14 protein-coding genes are annotated in these 17693 nt (G+C 60.3%); 9 read left to right on the top strand and 5 right to left on the bottom strand.

Annotated elements, in window-relative coordinates; translation table 11 throughout:
* Positions 1 to 27: 27 nt before the first annotated feature.
* From FCS96_RS00600 to FCS96_RS00580, 5 genes are all read left to right on the top strand, one after another.
* Positions 28 to 2124 carry a 3-hydroxyacyl-CoA dehydrogenase NAD-binding domain-containing protein gene (locus FCS96_RS00600; RefSeq protein WP_138438316.1) on the top strand — a complete coding sequence of 699 codons (2097 nt, stop codon included), beginning with the start codon at positions 28 to 30 and terminating at the stop codon, positions 2122 to 2124.
* Between the two features lie 73 nt (positions 2125 to 2197).
* Positions 2198 to 3379 (top strand): acetyl-CoA C-acyltransferase, encoded by a 1182-nt coding sequence (locus FCS96_RS00595; protein WP_138438315.1) that lies wholly within the window; start codon positions 2198 to 2200, stop codon positions 3377 to 3379.
* Between the two features lie 324 nt (positions 3380 to 3703).
* The gene (locus FCS96_RS00590; RefSeq protein ID WP_138438314.1) at positions 3704 to 4891 is read left to right on the top strand and encodes an acyl-CoA dehydrogenase family protein; all 1188 of its coding nucleotides are present in this window, start codon (positions 3704 to 3706) and stop codon (positions 4889 to 4891) included.
* Positions 4892 to 4919: 28 nt separating this feature from the next.
* Entirely contained in the window at positions 4920 to 6068 is a 1149-nt protein-coding gene (locus FCS96_RS00585) for an acyl-CoA dehydrogenase family protein (protein ID WP_138438313.1), read from the top strand.
* Between the two features lie 40 nt (positions 6069 to 6108).
* Positions 6109 to 6882 carry an SDR family oxidoreductase gene (locus FCS96_RS00580; RefSeq protein ID WP_138438312.1) on the top strand — a complete coding sequence of 258 codons (774 nt, stop codon included), beginning with the start codon at positions 6109 to 6111 and terminating at the stop codon, positions 6880 to 6882.
* A gap of 44 nt (positions 6883 to 6926) precedes the next feature.
* Here FCS96_RS00580 and FCS96_RS00575 read toward each other — a convergent pair whose 3' ends face one another.
* Positions 6927 to 8504, bottom strand: coding sequence for a flavin-containing monooxygenase (locus tag FCS96_RS00575; protein ID WP_138438311.1), 1578 nt, complete (start codon positions 8502 to 8504; stop codon positions 6927 to 6929).
* A gap of 344 nt (positions 8505 to 8848) precedes the next feature.
* Here FCS96_RS00575 and FCS96_RS00570 point away from each other — a divergent pair, with 344 nt between their 5' ends.
* Together FCS96_RS00570 and pntB are read left to right on the top strand one after the other, a co-directional pair.
* Complete coding sequence (locus tag FCS96_RS00570) at positions 8849 to 10426, top strand: Re/Si-specific NAD(P)(+) transhydrogenase subunit alpha (protein WP_138438310.1); 1578 nt, start codon at positions 8849 to 8851, stop codon at positions 10424 to 10426.
* Between the two features lie 12 nt (positions 10427 to 10438).
* Entirely contained in the window at positions 10439 to 11833 is a 1395-nt protein-coding gene (gene pntB / locus FCS96_RS00565) for a Re/Si-specific NAD(P)(+) transhydrogenase subunit beta (RefSeq protein ID WP_138438309.1), read from the top strand.
* Positions 11834 to 11884: 51 nt separating this feature from the next.
* On the opposite strand, the gene bamE is transcribed toward pntB, so the two are convergent.
* Positions 11885 to 12193, bottom strand: a complete 309-nt coding sequence (gene bamE / locus FCS96_RS00560; RefSeq protein WP_138438308.1) for an outer membrane protein assembly factor BamE domain-containing protein — start codon at positions 12191 to 12193, stop codon at positions 11885 to 11887.
* Positions 12194 to 12342: 149 nt separating this feature from the next.
* On the bottom strand, positions 12343 to 13455 hold the full coding sequence (locus FCS96_RS00555; protein WP_138438307.1) for an NADH:flavin oxidoreductase: 1113 nt from the start codon (positions 13453 to 13455) through the stop codon (positions 12343 to 12345).
* A gap of 138 nt (positions 13456 to 13593) precedes the next feature.
* Here FCS96_RS00555 and FCS96_RS00550 point away from each other — a divergent pair, with 138 nt between their 5' ends.
* Together FCS96_RS00550 and FCS96_RS00545 are read left to right on the top strand one after the other, a co-directional pair.
* The gene (locus FCS96_RS00550; protein ID WP_138438306.1) at positions 13594 to 14076 is read left to right on the top strand and encodes a winged helix-turn-helix transcriptional regulator; all 483 of its coding nucleotides are present in this window, start codon (positions 13594 to 13596) and stop codon (positions 14074 to 14076) included.
* Positions 14077 to 14231: 155 nt separating this feature from the next.
* On the top strand, positions 14232 to 14978 hold the full coding sequence (locus tag FCS96_RS00545; protein WP_138438305.1) for an OmpW/AlkL family protein: 747 nt from the start codon (positions 14232 to 14234) through the stop codon (positions 14976 to 14978).
* 85 nt (positions 14979 to 15063) lie between these two features.
* On the opposite strand, the gene FCS96_RS00540 is transcribed toward FCS96_RS00545, so the two are convergent.
* Together FCS96_RS00540 and FCS96_RS00535 are read right to left on the bottom strand one after the other, a co-directional pair.
* Positions 15064 to 16386 carry a DEAD/DEAH box helicase gene (locus FCS96_RS00540; protein ID WP_138438304.1) on the bottom strand — a complete coding sequence of 441 codons (1323 nt, stop codon included), beginning with the start codon at positions 16384 to 16386 and terminating at the stop codon, positions 15064 to 15066.
* 292 nt (positions 16387 to 16678) lie between these two features.
* Positions 16679 to 17599, bottom strand: coding sequence for a lysophospholipid acyltransferase family protein (locus FCS96_RS00535; protein ID WP_138438303.1), 921 nt, complete (start codon positions 17597 to 17599; stop codon positions 16679 to 16681).
* Positions 17600 to 17693: the final 94 nt, after the last annotated feature.

The following is a 17693-nucleotide window of genomic DNA, read 5'->3' as shown; positions in this document are numbered from 1 at the left end:
ACGATGTCTGTACCAGGGAGCTGCCACATGAGTACCGCCCATTATGATGTGCACGGCAATGTCGCCGTAATCCGACTCGATAATCCGCCGGTAAACGGTCTGGGCCTGGCACTGCGCCAAGGCATTGTGAACGGCATCCGTCAGGCGGAATCCGACGACGCCGTGAAAGCTGTAGTGTTGATCGGTTCCGACCGCGCCTTCTCCGGTGGTGCCGACATCAGTGAGTTTGGCTCCGACAAGGCCACGGCAGAGCCCAACCTCAACACCGTCATCAATTATGTGGAAAGCAGCCGCAAGCCGGTCATCGCCGCCATCAGCGGCGCCTGCATGGGCGGTGGTCTGGAACTGACGCTGGGTTGTCACTACCGCATTGCCAAGCCGGACGCCCAGATTGCCCTGCCGGAAGTGAAGCTCGGCCTGTTGCCGGGCGCCGGTGGCACCCAACGCCTGCCGCGCCTGATCGGCGCCGAGCACGCCGTGAATATGATCGTCTCCGGCAGTGTGGTTCCGGCCAAACAATTCAAAGGCAGCCCGCTGTTTGACGAGATCGTCGACAGCGAACTGTTCGACGCCGCGGTCGCCTACGCCACCAAGGTGGTGAGCGAAAACCTGCCACTGAAAAAAGTGCGCGATCTGAAAGCCAAGCATCCCAACCCGGAAGGCTTCTTCATGTTCACCCGCAACACCGTGGGTGCCATGGCCAAGAACTACCCGGCTCCGCTGAAGTGCGTTGATGCGGTTAAAGCCGCGATCACCATGCCCTTCGACAAGGGCATGCAAGTTGAGCGCGAAGCCTTCCTGAACCTGATGCAGACGCCGGAATCCCGTGCCCTGCGTCACGCGTTCTTCTCCGAGCGCCTGACCAGCAAGATCGCCGACGTGCCATCAGACACCCCGATCCGTGACATCAAATCAGTGGGTGTCATCGGTGGCGGCACCATGGGCACCGGCATCAGCATCAACTTCCTGAACGCCGGTATCCCGGTCACCCTGGTGGAGATGAAACAGGAAGGCCTGGATCGGGGCGTGGCCGCGATTCAGAAAGTCTACGAAGGCCGGGTCAAGAAAGGCCGCATGAGCGAAGACGACGCTAAGGCCAAGATGTCGCTGCTGACCCCATCGCTGACCTATGACGACCTGAGCAACGTGGACCTGGTGATCGAAGCGGTATTCGAGGAAATGGGCGTGAAACAGTCCGTGTTCGAGAAGCTGGACGAGGTCTGCAAGCAAGGCGCCATTCTGGCCTCCAACACCTCCACTCTGGATCTCGACAAGATCGCCGGCTTCACCAAACGCCCGGAAGACGTCATCGGCCTGCACTTCTTTAGCCCGGCCAACATCATGAAGCTGCTGGAAGTGGTGCGTGGCGAGAAAACCGCCAAGGACGTTCTGGCCACCGCCATGAAACTGGCAAAGACCATCAAGAAAACCGCCGTGGTCTCCGGCGTGTGCGACGGTTTCATCGGCAACCGCATGATCAACCAGTACCAGCGTGAAGCCCTGTTGATGCTGGAGGAAGGCGCCAGCGTGCAGCAAATCGACAAGGCCATCGAGAAATTCGGCTTTGCCATGGGCCCGCTGCGAATGGCTGACCTGGCCGGCGGCGACATCGGCTGGGCCATCCGTAAGCGCCAGTATGAGGAAAACCCGGACATGGCGAAGATGGTCGTGGCCGACCGCCTGTGTGAAATGGGCCGCTACGGCCAGAAGACCGGTGCTGGCTTCTACCGTTACGAACCGGGCAACCGCAACGCCCTGCCCGATCCGGAAGTGGACAAGGTGGTGGACGAAGTTCGCGCCGAACTGGGCATTACCCCGCGCAAGATCAGCAATCAGGAAATCGTCGAGCGCTGCGTCTACGCCCTGGTCAACGAAGGCGCCCAGATCCTGGACGAAGGCATCGCCCAACGCGCCTCCGACATCGACATGGTCTACCTGACCGGTTACGGCTTCCCGGTCTTCCGCGGCGGCCCCATGCACTACGCCGAGGAAGTGGGACTGCCGAACGTGGTTCGCGCCATGCAGGCCTTCACCGAAGACCGTCACACCCAGCCTGGTTTCTGGGAGCCGGCGGCCCTGCTGGCCAAGCGCGCCGAGGAAGGCAAGGGTTTTGACGCCAAGTAACCGGTCCACGAATTGATCCGGGGCGGCGCATCCCTTATCGAAAGGCCGCCGCTCCGAGCTGAGGAGAATTATTATGTCCAATGATGTTGTCATCGTATCCACCGCCCGTACGCCCCTGGCCAAATCCTGGCGCGGCGGCCTGAACATGACCCACGGTGCAACTTTGGCTGGCCACGCCATCCAGCACGCGGTTGAGCGTTCCAAGGTCGACCCGAACGAAATCGAAGACGTGCTGATGGGCTGTGCCCTGCCCGAAGGCTCCACCGGTAACGATGTCGCCCGCATGGGCGCAATCCGTGCCGGTCTCCCCGTGACCGTTGGCGGCGCCACCATCAACCGCTTCTGTTCATCTGGCCTTCAGGCCATCGCCATGGCCGCGCACCACATTGCGGTGGATAAAGTCCCAGTCATGGTCGCTGGCGGCGTGGAATCCATCTCCACCGTTCAGGCCAACGTGAACCAGAACTACTTCATGGAACCCTGGCTGGCGAAGCACAAGCCAGAGCTGTACTGGTCCATGCTGGACACCGCTGAGACGGTGGCCAAGCGTTACGGTATCAAGAAAGAAGACATGGACGAGTACGGCGTACGCAGTCAGAACCTGGCCGATCAGGCTCGCCAGGACGGCAAGTTCGACGACGAAATCGTACCCATCACCACCACCATGGGCGTTGCCGACAAGGCCAGCGGCCAACTCAGCAGCCAAGAAGTCACTATCAGCCAGGACGAAGGCATCCGCCCGGGCACCAACCTGGATGGCGTGAGCAAGATTCGCTCGGCCATGGAAGGCGGCGTAGTTACCGCCGGCAACGCCAGCCAGTTCTCCGACGGCGCCTCGGCCTGCGTGCTGATGGACAGCAAAGTGGCCGAGCAACGCGGCGCCACCCCATTGGGCATCTTCCGCGGCTTTGCCGTGGCCGGCTGTGAGCCGGACGAAATGGGCATAGGCCCGGTGTTCGCGGTGCCCAAGCTACTGAAGCGCGCCGGCCTGACCGTCGACGACATCGGCCTGTGGGAGCTGAACGAAGCCTTCGCCGTGCAGGTGCTCTACTGCCAGCGCAAGCTCGGCATCCCGATGGACCGCCTGAACGTTAACGGCGGTGCCATTGCGGTTGGCCACCCCTACGGCACCACCGGTTCGCGCCTTGTTGGCCACGCCCTGATCGAAGGCAAGCGTCGCGGTGTGAAATACGTTGTCGTAACCATGTGCGTGGGCACTGGTATGGGTGCTGCTGGCCTGTTTGAGGTGGCCTGATTGTTAGCCTAAATCGTACGGTGCGAGCGCCTGTCAGGTAGGGGTGTCCAAAACTCGCTCCTTCGGCACGTCCATGTGACGCTCGAGCTCCGCCATCCATGGCTCCGCACGGTTTTGGACACCCCTACCTGCCAGCCGCCCAAAGTTGTGTGCAATGGCAGGCACGAAAACAGTCGAAGCGTCGGACGGTCACTGCCTTTCAAAACTGTGCGGAGCCATGGATGGCGGAGCCCAAGCGCACACGGACGTGTTTATAGCGTGTTTTGAAAGGCAGTGACCGTCCGACGCCTCCCAAAAGGTTGAACACCAGACGAAAGGTGCAACATGGATCTGAATTACACCCCCGAACAAGAGGCCTTCCGCGCCGATGTTCGCCAGTTTCTCGAAGACAACCTACCCGACGACATCCGCGAGCGGGTTCAGAAAAGCCTGCGCCCCGACAAGGCCATGACCGAGCGCTGGCAGAAAATCCTGTTCGACAAAGGCTGGGGTGCGTCCACCTGGCCGGAAGAATTCGGCGGCCCGGGCTGGAGCCCGATCGAACAGCTGATCTTCGAAGAAGAATGTGCCCTTGCCGGCGCACCCCGCCAGCTCGACTTTGGCCTGCGCATGGTCGCTCCAGTCATCATGACCTTTGGCAACGACGAGCAAAAAGAACGCTTCCTGCCCGGCATTCTCAGTGGTGAAGACTGGTGGTGCCAGGGCTATTCCGAGCCGGGTTCCGGCTCAGACCTGGCCTCACTGCGAACCAGCGCCAAGCTCGAAGGCGACCATTACGTGGTCAACGGCCAGAAAACCTGGACCACCCTGGGCCAACACGCCGACTGGATTTTCTGCCTGGTACGCACCAGCACCGAGGGCAAGCCGCAACAGGGCATCTCCTTCCTGCTGATCGACATGAACAACCCCGGTATCGAAGTGCGCCCGATCATCATGCTCGATGGTGAGCACGAGATTAACGAAGTCTACTTCGACAACGTCAAAGTGCCGGCTGAAAACCTGATCGGCGAGGAAAACCAGGGCTGGACCTACGCCAAGTTCCTGCTCGGGCACGAGCGCACCGGCCTGGCCAACGTCGGCCAGTGGAAAGCGCTGATGAAGCGCCTGAAACAAGTGGCCCGGGAAGAACAGGACGGCCAGCGGCCATTGATCGAAAACACCCGCTTCCGCGACCGCCTGGCCCAGCTGGATACCGAACTCCGGGCCCTGGAACTGACCGTGCTGCGGGTGCTGACCGACAAACGCGGGCCGGGACCACAGGCCTCGATCCTGAAAATCCGCGGCTCCGAGATTGGCCAGCGCCTGTTCGAAATGCTGATGGAAGCCACCGGACAGGATGCCATCGCCCATATTCCGGATGCCCTGGAGCTGGACTACACCGGGCCCCGGGTCGGCTCCGGTGACGCCACCCCCCCCGCCGGCGACTACTTCAACATGCGCAAACTCTCGATCTTTGGCGGCTCCAACGAGATCCAGCGCAACATCATCGCCCAGCTCGTGCTGGGGCTGTGACCCATACGGCAGCTTGGAGAGAAACGTTATGAATTTTGACCTGACCGAAGAACAGCAAATGCTGAACGATTCCCTGCGCCGCTTTGTCAGCAACGAACTGGGGTTCGAACGACGCGCTGAAGTGATCGCATCGGGCAAAGGCACCGATCCCGCCACCTGGGCCGCGCTGGCCGAAATGGGGCTGCTCGGGTTTACCTTTCCCGAGGACTACGACGGCCTCGGCGGCAACGCCGTGGACACCATGGTGGTGATGGAAAACTTCGGCCGCGGCCTGGTGGTCGAGCCCTACCTGGCCACCGTGGTGCTGGCCGGCGGCCTGATCCGCGACCAGGGCAGCGAGGCCCAGAAAGCCGAGATTCTGCCCGCCATCGCCAGTGGTGAACGGCTGCTGGCATTCGCCCACAGCGAACCCGGTGCCCGCTATAACCTGAGCCAGGTCAACACCAAGGCCGAGGCGGACGGCGACCAATACCGAATCAGCGGCGCCAAAACCGCGGTCCTCAGCGGTGGTCAGGCCCAGCAGCTGATTGTCTCTGCTCGCACCAGCGGTGCCAGTGGCGACGAGCAAGGTCTATCCCTGTTCCTGGTCGATACCGCAGCCGTAGGCGTAACCATCAACGACTTCGCCACCCACGACGGCCAGCGCACGGCCGAGATCCAGTTCAGCAACGTCGCGGTTGCCGCCAGCCAGCTGGTTGGCCGTCTCGATAACGCCTTCCCGGCCATCGAGAAAGCCGTGGACCTGGGCATTGCCGCCCTGTGCGCCGAAGCCGTTGGGGCCATGGAAGCCATGAACGCCACCACCCTGGACTACATCAAGACCCGCAAGCAGTTCGGCGTGGCCATCGGCAAATTCCAGGTGCTACAGCACCGCATGGCGGATATGTTTATCCAGACCGAACAGGCCAGATCCATGGCCATCCTGGCCGCCACCGAAGCCGACTCGGACCAGCGCGCGCAACGCCGCGAAGCCCTGTCCATGGCCAAGACCCTGGTCGGCCAGGCCGCTCGCTATGTAGGGCAGGAAGGCGTGCAGCTGCACGGCGGTATGGGCGTGACCGACGAGATGTTTGCCGCGCACCTGTTCAAGCGCCTGACCCTGATCAACCTGCTGTTCGGCGACGCCGACCACCATCTGGCCCAGGTCAGCGACGGCCTGCTGGCCGCCAGCGCCTGATTCCGGCAGCATCGTTTAACGGATAGAAAAGGAACTGAAGATGAGCGTAAAACAGCTACTGGACCTGACCGGCAAGGTCGCCTTTATTACCGGAGGCTCCCGCGGCCTGGGCCTGCAGATGGCCGAAGCCCTGGGCGAACTGGGCGCCAGCGTCGCCATCAGTGCCCGCAAGCAGCACGAACTCGATGCCGCCAGGGAGCACCTGGAAGGCCTGGGCGTGAAGGTGGTCACCATCGCCGCCGATCTGGGCAATCTGGAGGGCATCCCTGGGGTGGTCGATCAGGTAGTCGACCAGTTGGGTGACATCGACATCCTGGTCAACAACGCCGGCGCTACCTGGGGCGCACCGGCCGAGGACTACCCGGCCGAAGGCTGGATGAAGGTGATGAACCTGAACGTGAATGCCAGTTTTTTCCTGACCCAGACCGTGGGTAAGCGCTGCATGATTCCACGCAAGACCGGCAAGATCATCAACATTGCCTCCATCGCCGGCCTGTCCGGCAACCCGGAAGGCATGCAGACCATCGCCTACAACACCAGCAAAGGTGCCATGGTGAATTTCACCCGCGCCCTGGCCTCGGAATGGGGCCGCTACAACATCAACGTTAACGCCCTTTGCCCCGGTTTCTTCCCGTCGAAGATGTCCCAGGGCCTGCTTGAGGCCCAGGGCGATAGCATGCTGCAACGCATCCCGCTGAACCGCTTCGGTGGCGATGAAGACCTCAAGGGCGCGGCGGTGCTGATGGCCTCGGAAGCTGGTCGCCACATCACCGGGCAATGCCTGGCGGTGGACGGCGGGACCCTTGTGGCCTGAATGGCCTAAGTGACCAACCTGGCATCAGCGGCGTTAGCGCTGGCTCAGACTGCGACCGCGGCCTCCCCCACGGTCGCGGCTTGCGGTTCACACCAGTACTGGGCTGAATCAAACCTCAGGGTCTGCTGACGGAACTGCCAGGTGAAGCCCGGCCAGAGCGTGGTGTTCTTGCCGTTTTCATTGACGTACCAGCTCTTACAGCCCGTGTGCCAGACCGAGTCGCCCAGCTTGGCATGCACCGAGGCGTTATACCGACTCTGGGCCTCCGGTTTCACTTCCACACTGCGCCAACCGCGCCGATCCATCTTCTTCAGGGCATCCATCACGTACTGGATCTGGCTTTCGATCATGTACACCATGGAGCTGTGGCCCAGACCCGTGTTCGGCCCCATCAGCATGAAAAAATTGGGGAAACCGGCGATAGCGCTGCCCTTATAGGCTTCCGCGCCGTCCTTCCAGGCGTCCAGCAGATCCTGGCCGCCTCGACCCCGAACCATGCCGGCCGGAATCGGATCCTGGGCCTTAAAGCCGGTGCCGTAGATGAGGCAGTCCACCTCCCGCTCCCTGCCCTGGTTATCCACAATCACATGGCCGCGTACTTCGCGAATGCCATCGGTCAGGACCGAAACGTTGTCCTGGACCAGCGCCGGGTAATAGTTATTCGAGATGAGCACGCGTTTGCAGCCGAAGTGAAAGTCCGGGGTGACTTTCTTACGCAGCGCCTTGTCCTTGATCTGGCTGCGGATGTGGCGCCGGGCCTGTAGCTCGCCCAGTTTCAGGATACGCGGGTTGCCGACAAAGCCCAGTACTCGACCTTCCAACATCCAATACAGACTCTGGCGGTAGGCATTCAGGGTCTCGGGGAAGCGGCGGTACAGCTGCTTTTCCAGAGACCGGATGGTCCGATCCGGTTTAGGCATGATCCAAGGCGGCGTGCGCTGGTACAGATCCAGCTGCGCAGCTTCTTTGGCCACTTCCGGAACAAACTGGATGGCGGAGGCACCTGTGCCAATCACCGCTACCCGTTTGCCACGCAGATCGTAGCTGTGGTCCCAGCCCTGGGAGTGAAAGCTCTTGCCGGTGAAGGACGCCAGCCCCTTGATATCGGGATAGGCAGGTGTACTCAGACCTCCCATGCCGGAAACCACGATATCCGCCCTGAAGCTCTGTAACGCGGGCAACGCCTTGTCGCTGCGATTCAGCCCGTCCCCGGGTTTCAGCCCCCTATCCTGCATGTAAGCCCAGAGTTGGGGGCTATCACAGGTTTCCACGGTCCAACTGGCGCGCGCTTCATCGTATCGGGCGCCGGCCACATGGGTATTCAGGCGAATGTGCTTCGTCAGACCGTACTTCTCTGCACAGTGGCGCAGGTAAGCTTTGATCTCCGGCTGCTGGGCAAAGCGCCGACTCCAGTTCGGATTCTGCTCAAACGAAAACGAATACAGGGCCGACTGCACATCACAGGCGCAGCCCGGATAGTGGTTCTCGTGCCAGGTGCCGCCGATATCATCGCTCTGCTCCAGGATGACGAAATCGTGGTAGCCCGCTTCCTTGAGTTTGATGCCCATACCCAGGCCGGAAAAGCCGGTACCGATGATGGCAATCTTGGTGTTGTGGCTCATGGCAACCTCGTCTCTCTGCGGCCTCTTTAGCCTTGGCTGTTATTGTCGCTAGCGTCGAATTTCGACGGGTAGACATAGGTATACCCAAAGACGTAGACAGCCGTATACGTGGTCGGAACCGTTTTGAGGGGTATTGGCCTGGAACGACAGAGGACTGTCCCCATTGCCCAAGTTCAGGGGTGCCATGGTCGAGCACCTGTCCCGTCCGGCACTGGAAGCACTTACCGTCGACAAAAAATAAGCCTCCTCACGCTGCCGTTATCTAATCAGGCAGGTTTTCCAGCTTGAACTAGTCTGTATATCAGACACTTGCTTCATCGGTTCAACCAGAGGACGCGAGCTTTATGAAACTGGGCATACCCAAAGAAATTTTCACTGACGAGCGGCGGGTGGCCGTCACTCCACCCTCGGCGCATAAGCTGATCGACCTGGGCTACGAAGTCATCGTGGAAGCGGGGGCCGGTGAAGCGGCCCACTACCAGGACGAAGCCTATGAGGCGGTGGGCGCCAGCATTGCCGTCGATACCAAATCCCTGTGGCAGGAGTCCGACTTCATCCTGAAGGTACGGGCACCCATGGAGAACCCAACATTGGGGGCTCATGAGGTGGACCTGATGCGGGAAGGCAGTTTTCTGGTCAGTTACATCTGGCCGGCTCAGAATCCGGAGCTGCTACAGAAACTGGCAGCCCGAAACATCACCGCATTTGCCATCGACAGTCTTCCCCGAATCAGTCGTGCCCAGAAGATGGATGCCCTCAGCGCCATGGCCAACATTGCCGGCTATCGGGCAGTCATTGAGGCAGCCAACAATTTCGGCCGATTCTTTACCGGCCAGGTGACCGCCGCCGGCAAGGTGCCGCCCGCCAAGGTGATGGTGATTGGTGCCGGGGTCGCCGGTCTGGCCGCCGTGGGCGCCGCCAATAGTCTTGGCGCAGTAGTGCGGGCCTTTGATACCCGGCTGGAGGTGAAGGAACAGATCGAAAGTATGGGCGCAGAGTTCCTGCAGCTGGACTTCGGCGAGGAAGAAGGCAGCGGCACTGGCGGCTATGCCAAGCAGATGAGCGACGAGTTCATCAAGGCGGAAATGGCGCTGTTCGCGGAACAGGCCAAGGAAGTGGACATCATCATCACCACTGCCCTGATTCCCGGCAAGCCTGCGCCCCGTTTGATTACTGCCGATATGGTCAAATCCATGAAACCGGGCAGTGTCATTGTCGACCTGGCCTCCGAGCGCGGCGGCAACTGTGAGCTGACCGAGCCAGGCCAGATTGTGGAGAAACACGGCGTCACCCTGATCGGTTACACCGACCTGCCCAGCCGAATGGCCAAGGTCGCCAGCGACCTGTACGCCACCAACCTATTCCACCTGCTGACCGAACTCACCCCGGAAAAAGACGGCACGCCGCAGGTGAACATGGACGACGACGTCATCCGCGGCCTCACCGTGGTGCACGGAAACGACGTTACCTGGCCGCCTCCACAGCCGCAGGCACCCGTCAGCCCCCAGCCGCCTCCTGGTACCGAGGAGCCTTCGGCAGCCCAGAAGGAGGCGGCGCGCAAGGACTCGGCCCGGCGCAGCCTGATTGGCAAGAGCGTGCTACTGCTAGTGACCGTGGCGGCCCTGTACGGCGTCGGCGCCCATGCCCCAGAGAGTTTTCTGCGCCACTTCACGGTTTTCGTGCTGGCCTGCTTTATTGGTTGGCAGGTGATCTGGAATGTCACGCCTTCACTGCACACCCCCCTGATGAGTGTCACCAACGCGATCAGCGGCATTATTGTGATCGGGGCCATTCTGCATCTGGCCCAGGCTGAAAACGTTGCCGTGGGCATCATAGCGTTCGTCGCGGTGCTGATTGCCAGCATCAACGTGGGTGGTGGCTTTCGGGTTACCCATCGCATGCTCAAAATGTTCCGCAAATAGGAGACGCACCCCATGGGCACAGGACTCGTCAGCGTGGCCTACGTGGTCGCCAGCGTGTTGTTCATCCTCAGCCTCGGTGGTCTGAGCCATCAGGAATCGGCCCGGCGCGGCAACCTTTACGGGGTTGCCGGTATCATCATTGCGCTGATCGCCACCATGGCCAGTGTCAGTGAAGGCAGCCTGATCACCATCGTGATCGCGGTGCTGCTCGGCGCCAGTGTCGGCATTGCCATTGCCAACAAAGTGGAAATGACCCAGATGCCACAACTGGTGGCGTTGCTGCACAGCTTCGTGGGTCTTGCCGCAGTGTTTGTCGGCTTCGCCGGCTATGTCGAACCGCTCAAGGTAACCGTGGGCACCGAACACACCATCAAACTGGTGGAGGTGTTCGTCGGCGTCTTCATCGGGGCGATTACCTTCACCGGCTCCCTCGTAGCCTGCGGCAAGCTGGATGGCCGCATCGACAGCAAGGCCCTGACCCTGCCCGGCCGTCACGCCATGAACCTGGTAGCGGTGATCGTCTCGGTGTTTCTCGGCGCCTGGTTCCTGGGCACCGACAGCCTGGCCCTGGGCCTGATCGCCCTGGTGCTAATGACCCTCATCGCCTCGGTGCTGGGCATTCACCTGATCATGGCCATTGGCGGCGCCGATATGCCGGTGGTGGTGTCGATGCTCAACAGCTACTCCGGCTGGGCCGCGGCCTCCATCGGCTTCATGCTCGGTAACGACCTGCTGATCGTGACCGGGGCCCTGGTCGGCAGCAGCGGTGCCATCCTGAGTTACATCATGTGCAAGGCCATGAACCGGTCCTTCATCAGCGTCATTCTCGGCGGCTTTGGCCAGACCAGCAGCAGCTCGGCCGCCGCCGATCCGGACCAGGCGGTGCATGAAACAACGATCGATGAGGTCTGTGAGGAGCTGCGCAACGCCGACTCTGTGATCATCGTGCCCGGTTATGGCATGGCGGTGGCCCAGGCCCAGAGCGGGGTCAGTGACATGACCAAACTGCTGCGCGAGCGTGGAGTGGACGTGCGGTTTGGCATTCACCCGGTGGCCGGACGCCTGCCCGGCCACATGAATGTCCTGCTGGCCGAGGCCCATGTGCCCTATGACATCGTGCTGGAGATGGACGAGATCAACGACGATTTCCCGGACACCGATGTGGTACTGGTGATCGGCGCCAACGACACAGTAAATCCGGCAGCGGCGGAAGACCCTGGTAGCCCGATTGCAGGAATGCCGGTACTGGAGGTGTGGAAAGCGCACCGGGTGGTGGTGCTGAAACGGGGCATGGCCACCGGTTACTCCGGCGTGGAAAACCCGCTATTCTTCAAGGACAACACCAATATGCTGTTTGGCGACGCCAAGGAGAGTATCGACAAGCTGGTGAGTAGCCTGCGCGGTTAGCAGGCAGGTATCCGGGTGCCTGGGCTGGCCGGGCACCCGATCACCACCGGGTTATTCGGTGGTGTTAAACACGTACGAGGACACGGTGCCATCGGCGTTGAAACGCACCACCAGATCCGTAGTTTCTGCGTCGCCAAAAGCCGACCAACGGTATTTACCGTAGGTCCAGGTGCGCTTGCCGTCCTCAACACCGGTACGCCAGGGCTCGCCAAACAATTCCTGGATGTCGGACCGGGTGGTCTCACCGACGGTGATGTCTTCAACATTGTGGGTAGCGAAGTCCCGGCCTACCGTGGCACAACCGGCCAGAGTCAGCACCGCCACCAGGGCAGTGATCTTCAATACTGCTGAACTGAACATCCTCGATTCCCCTTTTATCAATATTTACGATGAGTGATACGCTCCCATCATAGAAGATCTATCACTAAGCGCGATTACGAATCGGACAGGTTACTATCAGGCTGACACAAAAAAGCCCCGGACAACCGGGGCTTTCAGGGCCTCAACGCTTAGTAAAGCTTGGCCAGGGACTTCTTGGCGAAGGGTTCCACCTCACCAATCCGGCCTTCCCGCACTTTCACCAGCCATTCCGGATCCTGCAGCAGGGCACGGCCAACGGCGATCAGGTCGAACTCGTTGTTGTTCATGCGCTCAACCAGTTCGTCGATACCGGACTGCTCTACCGCTTCCTTCTTGCTGGCAAAGGTGCCGCTGATGAAATCTTCGGTCAGGCCAACGCTGCCCACGGACATGGTCGGCTTGCCAGTCAGCTTCTGGGTCCAACCGGCCAGGTTCAGGTCAGAACCCTCGAATTCGGGCTCCCAGAATCGGCGGGTGGAGGCGTGGAAGATATCCACACCGGCTTCAACCAGCGGCTGCAGGAAGGCATCCAGCTCTTCCGGGCTGTTCACCAGGCGCGCCTCGTAATCCTGCTGCTTCCACTGGGAGAAACGCAGCATGATCGGGTATTCAGGGCCGACCCGGTGACGCACCGCTTCAACAATCTCGACCACGAAGCGCAGCCGGTTTTCCATGCTGCCGCCGTATTCGTCGTCACGCTGATTGGTACCTTCCCACAGGAATTGGTCCAGCAGGTAACCATGGGCACCGTGGATCTCAACTCCGTCAAAACCCAGCGCCTTGGCATCCTGGGCAGCATCGGCAAAGGCGGTGATGACGTCGTCAATGTCGTCCTTGGTCATGGCCTTGCCATTGGGCTTGCCCGGGGCAAACAGACCGGACGGACTGAAACCCGGCACGGACGGAACCGGCTCGACGCCTTCCTGGCGCACGGCACCCACGTGCCAAAGTTGCGGGAAGATAGCGCCGCCAGCCTCGTGCACCGCATCAACAACATCTTTCCAGCCTGACAGGGCAGCATCGCCGTGAAAGGCCGGCACGTTCGGATAACCATTGGCTCCGGCGTGATTGACGGTAGTGCCTTCAGTGATCAGCAGACCCACGCCGTTTTCCGCACGACGACGGTAATAACTGACCACATCCTCGTTCGGGACATTGCCCGGTGAGAAATTACGGGTCATGGGCGCCATGGCCACACGGTTGCGCAGCTTCAGATTGTGAAGCTCAAACGGCTGAAACAGAGGGCCAAGATTCATGGACATCGGATAACACTCCTCGCACTGGGGCGCACGTGTTTGAAGCCGCGACGAAATCGGTCGCGACCTCATTAATTTGGTTTCGTAAAGCAACCCTATTCAATCTGGTTTTAAAATGCAACCCTATTCGGTACACTCCTGGACATGGCTAGAAAACGTTTTGATGATTCCAATTGCTCCGTCGCCCGCGCCCTCAATGAAGTGGGTGACTGGTGGTCGCTGTTAATCGTGCTGCACGCCATGTACGGCACCCGCCGCTTTGTCGATTTCCAACAAGAGCTTGGCATTGCCAAGAACATCCTCTGTGATCGCCTGGCCCGGCTGGTGGACAACCAGGTATTGAGCAAAGTCGATGTGGGTGAGCACGGGTCGCGGTTTGAGTACCGCCTGACGGAGAAGGGACGAGATCTGTTCCCGGTCGTTATTGCTCTGCGCCAGTGGGGTGACAAATGGAACCCTGCCCCCGACGAAGTTCCGCTGGATCTTCGGGATCGCGCCACCGGGCAGCCCATCCAGCCGGTGGAAGTAAAGGACGCTGACGGAAAGGGACTGACGGTTCGGGATGTGTTCGTGCCCGATGAGTCATTGCCCACCAGCAAAAAGCCGAAGCAAAAGAACTCTGCCTGACCATAAGCACAAACCTCATACCTGAGCGCTTTTTGAGTTACATCAAAGCGTTGTCTGACCAGGGCCGGCTCGCTGGTGATACTTGAGCCAAATCAATTCTCCGACTCTCTCGATCATTAACCTGAGCCCATTCTTTTCAGGTTAAGGAGATTGAGATGTACCGTCCTTTTAAGTTCTCTGTTCTGGCTGCCTCGATGCTGGCAACTGTTCCTCTCGCCAATGCGTATGAGGCCGGCGATTTCATCGGCCGTGCCGGTGCCGCAACGGTCGATCCGGATTCATCCAGCAGCAGTCTTAGAACCGGTTTGACCGGCCTTGAGGTTGTTCCTGGCGCCAGGGTCAAAGTCGAATCCGATACCCAACTGGGACTGACATTCACCTACATGGTCACCGACAACCTTGCTGTGGGCCTTCTCGGAGCGACCCCGTTCAAACATGACATCAAGGGCGACGGCATTCTCAATGGTGCCGGAAAACTTGGTGAAACCAAGCACCTGCCACCTACCCTAACCCTCCAGTATTTCCCAATGCCAAGCGGCAGCAAATTCCAGCCCTACATCGGGGCCGGAGTGAACTACACCAATTTCTTCGAGGAGAAGACCACTCAGACGCTAACGAGCACCATTGACGGCGTCGCCCAAGCCACCCTTGGAACACCCGCGGGCACCGTGGATCGTACCGACCTGACATTAGACGACAGTTTTGGCGTGGCAGCAGAAGTGGGTCTGGATTACATGTTAACGGACAATGTCGGCCTGAACGCGGCCGTGTGGTGGTTGGATATCGACACCGATGCCGACATCGGGATCTACGCTGCGGATGGCAGCAGAATTACCACCGGGAAACTTGATGTGGAAATTGACCCCTGGGTTTACATGGTAGGTGTTTCCTACCGGTTCTAACCTTCCTGCTCGTCGGCAACCTCAAGGGTCTGTCGGCTGCCGGCGACCAGAAAGCGAAGGCGGGGCCCAAGGGCCCCGCCTGTTGTCAGGCGTCCTGACGTGCTCCGCGGCTGCGCTGACCGCCATCGCCATTCTGGCTGCGACCGCCACTACGGCCACCCGGCTTCGCGCCGAAACTGCGCGGCTTGCCGCCCGGCTTGCCATTACCGCCACCGTTGCCATTGCGGCCACGAGCCTTGCTCGGGTCGGCCTTGGCCTTCGGCTTCAGCGGCAGGTTGTTGGTCGGCTCGAAGCCATCCACCTGCTTGCGTGGTAGCTGCTTCTTGATCAGCTTCTCGATGCCCGCCAGCAACTTGCCTTCGTCGGCACTGACCAGCGACAACGCATGACCACTCTCGCCGGCACGGCCGGTCCGGCCGATCCGGTGCACGTAGTCTTCCGGCACGTTCGGCAGCTCGAAGTTCACTACCTGCGGCAACTGTTTGATGTCCAGGCCACGGGCCGCGATATCGGTGGCTACCAATACCCGGATGTCGCCCTGCTTGAACTCACTCAAGGCGCGGGTACGGGCACCCTGGGATTTGTTGCCATGGATGGCCGCAGCGGTGATGCCGTCACGCTCCAGCTTCTGGGTCAGGCGGTTGGCGCCGTGCTTGGTGCGGGTAAAGACCAACACCTGCTCCCAGCTGTTGTCCCGAACCAGCTTGCTCAGAAGCGCCGTTTTCTGGCTCTGATCAACCGGGTATACCGACTGCTTGACCTTCTCGGCGGTGGTGTTGCGAGCCGCCACTTCCACCTGTACCGGGTTGTTCAGCAGGCCCTGGGCCAGGGTGCGGATCTCGTTTGAGAAGGTCGCGGAGAACAGCAGGTTCTGACGCTTGGCTGGCAGCAGCGCCAGGATCTTTCGGATGTCGCGGATGAAGCCCATGTCGAGCATGCGGTCGGCTTCGTCCAGCACCAGAATCTCGACTTCGTCGAAACGCACAGCGTTCTGCTGGTACAGGTCCATCAGGCGACCAGGGGTGGCCACCAGAACGTCCAGACCCTTGCGCAGCTTCATCATCTGAGGATTGATTTTCACACCACCGAAGACCACGGCGGCCTTGGTCGGGATGTATTTGCTGTAGAGGTTCACGCTGTCGTGCACCTGCGCCGCCAGCTCCCGGGTCGGGGCCAGGATCAGTGCCCGCGGGCCCTTACCGGTGCGGGGCTTTTCTGCCAGCCGCTGCAGTAATGGCAGGGTAAAGCCGGCCGTTTTGCCGGTGCCGGTCTGGGCAGCAGCCATCACGTCCTTACCGGACAGTACTGCTGGAATGGCCTGGGCCTGAATAGGGGAAGGAGTATCGTAACCCTGATCGGACGTGGCACGGACCAGCTGCTCGGACAGACCGAGTGAAGAAAAACTCATATTGGATCAACTCTTGATTGTTCTGCCTCCACGAACACCGTTGTCGGCGAATGCGGGCAGGTACCATGAACATGCATGGAGAAAAAGACGACTACGGTCACGCGCCGTTAACGGGGTGACGTCCTCTGACAGGTCGTATGGATGGTTCGCATGGCGGCGTTACGCCGGAAATTGCGGAATCCCTAGAGGCAGGATGCGGGCACATTAACAGAGCCCCGGGCAATTAGCCATAAGTGTTTCCAACAGAGGCCGGCGCCAGAGCAGACGCCCGTAGCCTCTGGATTCAACGGATTTAGTAGATGCTGACAGCGCCCTCGGGGCGGGTCTTGAAGCGCTTGTGCAACCACAGGTACTGGTCTGGCTGCTCGCGAATGGTGGTTTCGATAAAGCGATTCCAGGTTTCGGCATCCTGTTGCGGATCCTCGCCAAAGCCTTGCCGGATCGGTGAAAACACCACTCGGTAACGGCCATCCGGCATCCGCAAGTGACTGACACAGATAACCGCCGCGCCAGACTCCCGGGCAATGTAGCTGGGCGAGGTGATGCAGCCGGCATTGACCCCGAAAAACGGCGCAAACAGCTCGGATTTCTTGCCAAAATCCTGATCACAGGCGAACCAGACCTGACCACCCTCTTTCAGGTACGAAAGCATCGGCCTCAGCTCACGTTTGGTGAACGGCCGGATATTGAAGTGGCGGCGGCGACCTCGTTCAATCATCCGGTCAATGACCGGGTTGTTATTGGGACGGTACATGTAGCCGGGTTGGTCCAGATGACAGGCGATCAGGGGCAAGGCGAAATCGAAAATACTGTAGTGGCCACCGATCAGTAACACACCTTGGCCGCGCGCCTTGGCTTCCTCCAGATGCTCCGTGCCGGATACCGACGCCGTCGCGCAGTAAGGTGCCATATCGCGCCACCAGGCATGGGTGCTTTCCAGAAATCCACGCGCCGACGCCACAAAGGTATCTTGCAAGAGTTCAGCGCGGGCGTCTTTGCTCAGCCCCGGCATGCAGGCTATCAGGTTGGCGTCGACCACCTTGGCCCGTGATTTCAGTTTGCCGGCCAATAACCGCCCCAGCCACCTGCCAAAGCGTTGCTTGGCGGCCATCGGCAGAAACGACAGCAACCAGAGCACGAACACCAGAGACCAGGAGCCCCACAACGACGGGTGCCAGAGGGGGCGATTTGCTTTCTTTCTGCGAGAAGCCATACAACAGTTACCGTTAACAAAACAACAGGCAGGCAGCCTGACACACCGGCTGCCCCTTTAATATGTGTTTAAGGTAACTGTTTTTGCCGCAGGA

The organism is Marinobacter alexandrii (genome assembly GCF_005871205.1).
GTDB classification, from domain to species: domain Bacteria; phylum Pseudomonadota; class Gammaproteobacteria; order Pseudomonadales; family Oleiphilaceae; genus Marinobacter; species Marinobacter alexandrii.
This window is presented reverse-complemented; position numbering and strand designations above follow the sequence as displayed.

Coding starts and splice junctions, on each gene's coding strand:
- FCS96_RS00600 (WP_138438316.1), top strand. CDS start 28: ATGAGTACCGCCCATTATGATGTGCACGGCAATGTCGCCGTAATCCGA.
- FCS96_RS00595 (WP_138438315.1), top strand. CDS start 2,198: ATGTCCAATGATGTTGTCATCGTATCCACCGCCCGTACGCCCCTGGCC.
- FCS96_RS00590 (WP_138438314.1), top strand. CDS start 3,704: ATGGATCTGAATTACACCCCCGAACAAGAGGCCTTCCGCGCCGATGTT.
- FCS96_RS00585 (WP_138438313.1), top strand. CDS start 4,920: ATGAATTTTGACCTGACCGAAGAACAGCAAATGCTGAACGATTCCCTG.
- FCS96_RS00580 (WP_138438312.1), top strand. CDS start 6,109: ATGAGCGTAAAACAGCTACTGGACCTGACCGGCAAGGTCGCCTTTATT.
- FCS96_RS00575 (WP_138438311.1), bottom strand. CDS start 8,504: ATGAGCCACAACACCAAGATTGCCATCATCGGTACCGGCTTTTCCGGC.
- FCS96_RS00570 (WP_138438310.1), top strand. CDS start 8,849: ATGAAACTGGGCATACCCAAAGAAATTTTCACTGACGAGCGGCGGGTG.
- pntB (WP_138438309.1), top strand. CDS start 10,439: ATGGGCACAGGACTCGTCAGCGTGGCCTACGTGGTCGCCAGCGTGTTG.
- bamE (WP_138438308.1), bottom strand. CDS start 12,193: ATGTTCAGTTCAGCAGTATTGAAGATCACTGCCCTGGTGGCGGTGCTG.
- FCS96_RS00555 (WP_138438307.1), bottom strand. CDS start 13,455: ATGTCCATGAATCTTGGCCCTCTGTTTCAGCCGTTTGAGCTTCACAAT.
- FCS96_RS00550 (WP_138438306.1), top strand. CDS start 13,594: ATGGCTAGAAAACGTTTTGATGATTCCAATTGCTCCGTCGCCCGCGCC.
- FCS96_RS00545 (WP_138438305.1), top strand. CDS start 14,232: ATGTACCGTCCTTTTAAGTTCTCTGTTCTGGCTGCCTCGATGCTGGCA.
- FCS96_RS00540 (WP_138438304.1), bottom strand. CDS start 16,386: ATGAGTTTTTCTTCACTCGGTCTGTCCGAGCAGCTGGTCCGTGCCACG.
- FCS96_RS00535 (WP_138438303.1), bottom strand. CDS start 17,599: ATGGCTTCTCGCAGAAAGAAAGCAAATCGCCCCCTCTGGCACCCGTCG.